The sequence below is a fragment of the Streptomyces sp. NPDC055078 genome (assembly GCF_053607985.1).
Genome location: NZ_JBSGUP010000698.1, coordinates 1 through 4187, shown reverse-complemented (window position 1 = coordinate 4187; position 4187 = coordinate 1). Strand labels below are relative to the sequence as shown.

Sequence of the window (4187 nt, the reverse complement as noted above, 5' to 3'; positions counted from 1 at the left end):
GACCGCCGGGGGCCGCCCGCGCGCGGACCCATGGCACCAGCCCCCACCGGACCGATTCCCCGGGGCCGCCCGCCCGAAGGCCGATCGGGCCGACCACCAGTGGACGGACCGGCCGCGCGTCCGGTCCGTCGCCCGCCGCGCCACACGGCCCTCGCGCCGCGCGGCGGCTACACCAGGCCGGTGACGGTCCCGGCGCCGACCGTGCGGCCGCCTTCGCGGATGGCGAAGCCGAGTCCGGGCTCCAGTGGGACGTCGCGGCCCAGCTCGACGGTCATGGTGACCGTGTCGCCGGGCTGGGCGACGGCCCGCTCGCCGAGGTCGACGTCGCCGACGACGTCCGCGGTGCGGATGTAGAACTGCGGGCGGTACCCGGTGGACACCGGGGTCCGGCGGCCGCCCTCGCGGCCGGAGAGGACGTACACCCGCGCCGTGAAACGCCGGCTCGGCGTGACGCTGCCGGGCGCGGCCACCACCTGCCCGCGCCGCACCGAGTCGCGCGGCACGCCCCGCAGCAGCAGCGCGACGCTGTCGCCGGCCTCGGCGGACTCCATCGGCTTGCCGAAGGTCTCCAGACCGGTGACGGTGCTGCTCTGCGGACCGCCGTCCGCGCCGAGCACCTCCACCCGGTCGCCGACGCGGATCGTGCCCCGCTCGACGGCCCCGGTGACGACGGTCCCGCGCCCCGTGATGGTGAGGACGTTCTCCACCGGCAGCAGGAACGGCGCGTCCGTGTACCGCACGGGCACCGGCACATAGGTGTCCACCGCGTCGAGCAGCGCCTCGATGGCACCGGTCCACCGTGGGTCGCCCTCCAGCGCGCGCAGCCCGGAGACCCGGACGACGGGGGCCGCGTCCCCGCCGTACCCGTGGGCGGTGAGCAGCTCGCGCACCTCCAGCTCCACCAGATCGGTCAGCTCCTCGTCCCCCGCGTCCGCTTTGTTCAGCGCGACCACGATGTGGTCGACACCGACCTGACGGGCCAGCAGCACATGCTCCGCGGTCTGCGGCATCACCCCGTCGAGCGCGGAGACGACGAGGATCGCCCCGTCGAGCTGCGCCGCTCCGGCGACCATGTTCTTCACGTAGTCGGCGTGACCTGGCATGTCGACATGCGCGTAGTGCCGGGTGTCCGTCTCGTACTCGACATGCGCGATGTTGATGGTGATGCCGCGCTGCGCCTCCTCCGGCGCCTTGTCGATGCGCTCGAAGGGCACGAAGCTGCCGCCCCCGCGCTCGCTGAGGACCTTGGTGATGGCGGCGGTGAGGGTGGTCTTGCCGTGGTCGACATGGCCCATCGTGCCGATGTTCAGATGCGGCTTGGTACGTACGTATGCCGTCTTCGGCATGGGATTCTTCTTCCTCGGAGTGTCCTGCGGACGACTGTGCTGAGGACCCCTTGGCCTTGCCGACCCTCCCCCTGTGGGGTCCGCGGGACAATCCGGGAAGGGTCAGCTTCGGGCGCCGTCGAGAACTGCCGCGACGGCGGCGATGGCAGCGGCGGCATCATCCGCGGCGAGGAAGACGGCAGCCTTCGGCGTGCCCGCGACTGCGGGCGGCGCGGCGGTGAAGGCGTACCTGGGCATGCATCCGATCATCGCCGACCCGCACCACGCCGTCGAATGCTTTTCCTCCGGGGGCGGTTGAGCCCGCCCCCCGGGTCGGATCCGGGTCCGGGTCCGTCCCCGGTCGCCGAACGGGCCGGAGCCGAAGGGCCCTGAGCAGCCCCGGCCGAGGGGGTGCGGACGCGGTGCGAGCGGTGGAGTGAGGCTCACGTTACGGCGATCACATGGCGTTGTCGGATACTCTCCCCGGATGTTCGAGCCCGTGCCAACGCCGTCCCCCGGTCTCACCGTCCGCTGGGCCAAGGTGCTGCTCTCGCCGTGGTCCCGGCTGTCGTTGCTCCTGCTCACCCTGGCGGGTGCCGGTGCCCTGGTGCTGGTCTACGAGCCACAGCGGCTGCTCTCGGACGGCTGGCCCGCGCACCTGGGCGGCGCGGCGGCGGTGCTGCTGTACGCCGTCGCGTACGGGGCGTGCACCGCGGCCTTCGTACCGCGTCCGCTGCTGAATCTCGCGGCGGGCGCGCTCTTCGGTTCGCAGGCCGGGCTGGTGTCGGCGCTCGCCGGAACCGTACTGGGCGCGGGTATCGCGTTCACGCTGGGCAGGCTGCTGGGCCAGGACGCGCTGCGGCCCCTGCTGCGGGGGCGGTGGCTGAAGGCGGCCGACAGCCAGCTCAGCAGCCATGGGTTCCGCTCGATGGTGGCGATCCGGCTGTTCCCGGGCGTCCCGTTCGCCGCCGCCAACTACTGCGCGGCCGTCTCCCGTATGGGGTACGTGCCGTTTCTGCTGGCCACGGCCCTGGGGTCGATCCCCAACACGGCGGCGTACGTGGTCGCGGGCAGCCGGGCCGGCTCGCCGACGTCCCCCGCGTTTCTGATAGCGATGGGCTTCATCGTCATCACGGGTCTGCTGGCGGCCTGGGTGGCCTGGCGCAAACGCCATGGGCTGCGCGGGCAGCCGCCGTCACCGGCCGGGCCGCCCCGAACGCCGACGGTCCCGGCCGCACGGCCGGTGCCCTGCGGGTCTCTCACCCGGAACGACGGCTGACCGTACACCAGATCCCACCCCTGCGGCCCTGCTCAGGGCACCTTCCGTTAACTTCCGGACGCTACGCTTCCACCGCACTGGCGCTTGATCGGAAACGCTACGCGCCGTCAGACCGTGAACTTTCTTGGGTGGCGTAGTTTTCCATGTCTTGGTTTGAATCCTTCATCCTTGGGCTGGTGCAGGGACTGACCGAATTCCTGCCCATCTCCTCCAGCGCGCATCTGCGGCTCACCGCGGCCTTCGCGGGATGGCAGGACCCGGGCGCGGCATTCACCGCGATCACCCAGATCGGCACCGAGACAGCCGTATTGATCTACTTCCGCGAGGACATCACAAGAATTGTCTCCGCGTGGTACCGCTCACTCACCGACAAGGAGATGCGCGGAAACCATGACGCCCAGATGGGCTGGCTGGTCATCATCGGCTCGATTCCCATCGGAGTGCTCGGTGTCACGCTCAAGGATCAGATCGAGGGCCCGTTCCGCGATCTGCGGCTCATCGCGACCACACTGATCGTCATGGGCATCGTGCTGGGGATCGCCGACCGGCTGGCGGCCCGCGACGAGTCGGGCGGCAGGCACCGGGCCGTCAAGCAGCGGAAGACCCTCAAGGAACTGAGCGTCAAGGACGGTTTGATCTACGGCTTCTGCCAGGCGATGGCCCTGATCCCCGGGGTCTCCCGCTCCGGAGCCACGATCAGCGGCGGTCTGCTGATGGGCTACACCCGGGAGGCGGCGGCCCGCTACTCGTTTCTGCTGGCGATCCCCGCGGTGCTGGCTTCCGGGGCGTACGAGCTGAAGGACGCGGGCGAGGGGCATGTGTCGTGGGGCCCCACCATCTTCGCGACGGTCATCGCCTTCGGTGTGGGATATGCCGTAATCGCCTGGTTCATGCGTTTCATCACAACCAAGAGCTTCATGCCGTTCGTGATCTACCGGGTGCTGCTGGGCATCGTCCTGTTCATCCTGGTGGGGACGGACACGCTGAGCCCGCACGCGGGCGAGTCCGGCGACTGACGACCGCACCGGGGCCAGCAGCCGGCCCGTCGTACGAATCCCTGCTCCACCGGATGAAATACCCGTCCCACCCGGTGTGATCCGACCGCGGAATGAGCCGGATCAAAATCCGCAGTGAGCGAGGACACAGGGACTGATTGATGAGCTTCATCACTGCCAACTGGTTTATGCCATTCATACTCCACCGCGCGATTCCGGCAATTGCCCTGTTCATCCTGGTCGGAACGGCCACTCACGGTCCCGGTGTCCTGTTTCGGACGGCCGATGGCGGTGCAGCGGGGGAGACGGCTTGTGTTCCGAGGCCGTAACCTGAGGGCATGTCCCCCCTTCCACGCGAGTCCGAGACTGCTGTGTCCGCCTCGACCGTCGCCGAGCTGAACGCCCGCATCCGTGAGCTGTGGGCCGATGGGCAGTTGCCCGACGACCGGCGCGCGGAGTACGAGGCGCTCGTACTGAAGTGGGCGGCAGCAGCCGCGCTTGAGCGTGCCGAGAATGTCGAGCGCGCGGCCTGAGGGTCACTGCCGACCGCGGACCCGAAGCACGGAGAGAACAAGGGCCCGACCGCAC

The 4187-nt window shown here is 70.0% G+C and carries 5 protein-coding genes; 3 read left to right on the top strand and 2 right to left on the bottom strand.

The window, feature by feature from the left end; translation table 11 throughout:
- Positions 1-167: 167 nt before the first annotated feature.
- On the bottom strand, positions 168-1346 hold the full coding sequence (gene tuf / locus ACWF94_RS35030; protein ID WP_453498096.1) for an elongation factor Tu: 1179 nt from the start codon (positions 1344-1346) through the stop codon (positions 168-170).
- Between the two features lie 102 nt (positions 1347-1448).
- Positions 1449-1583 carry a hypothetical protein gene (locus ACWF94_RS35025; protein ID WP_453498093.1) on the bottom strand — a complete coding sequence of 45 codons (135 nt, stop codon included), beginning with the start codon at positions 1581-1583 and terminating at the stop codon, positions 1449-1451.
- 229 nt (positions 1584-1812) lie between these two features.
- Here ACWF94_RS35025 and ACWF94_RS35020 point away from each other — a divergent pair, with 229 nt between their 5' ends.
- From ACWF94_RS35020 to ACWF94_RS35010, 3 genes are all read left to right on the top strand, one after another.
- Positions 1813-2604, top strand: a complete 792-nt coding sequence (locus ACWF94_RS35020) for a TVP38/TMEM64 family protein (RefSeq protein WP_453498090.1) — start codon at positions 1813-1815, stop codon at positions 2602-2604.
- 143 nt (positions 2605-2747) lie between these two features.
- On the top strand, positions 2748-3620 hold the full coding sequence (locus tag ACWF94_RS35015) for an undecaprenyl-diphosphate phosphatase (protein WP_453498087.1): 873 nt from the start codon (positions 2748-2750) through the stop codon (positions 3618-3620).
- Positions 3621-3937: 317 nt separating this feature from the next.
- Positions 3938-4132: a hypothetical protein gene (locus tag ACWF94_RS35010; protein WP_453498084.1), complete on the top strand. Its 195-nt coding sequence runs from the start codon at positions 3938-3940 to the stop codon at positions 4130-4132.
- The last annotated feature ends 55 nt before the right edge of the window (positions 4133-4187 follow it).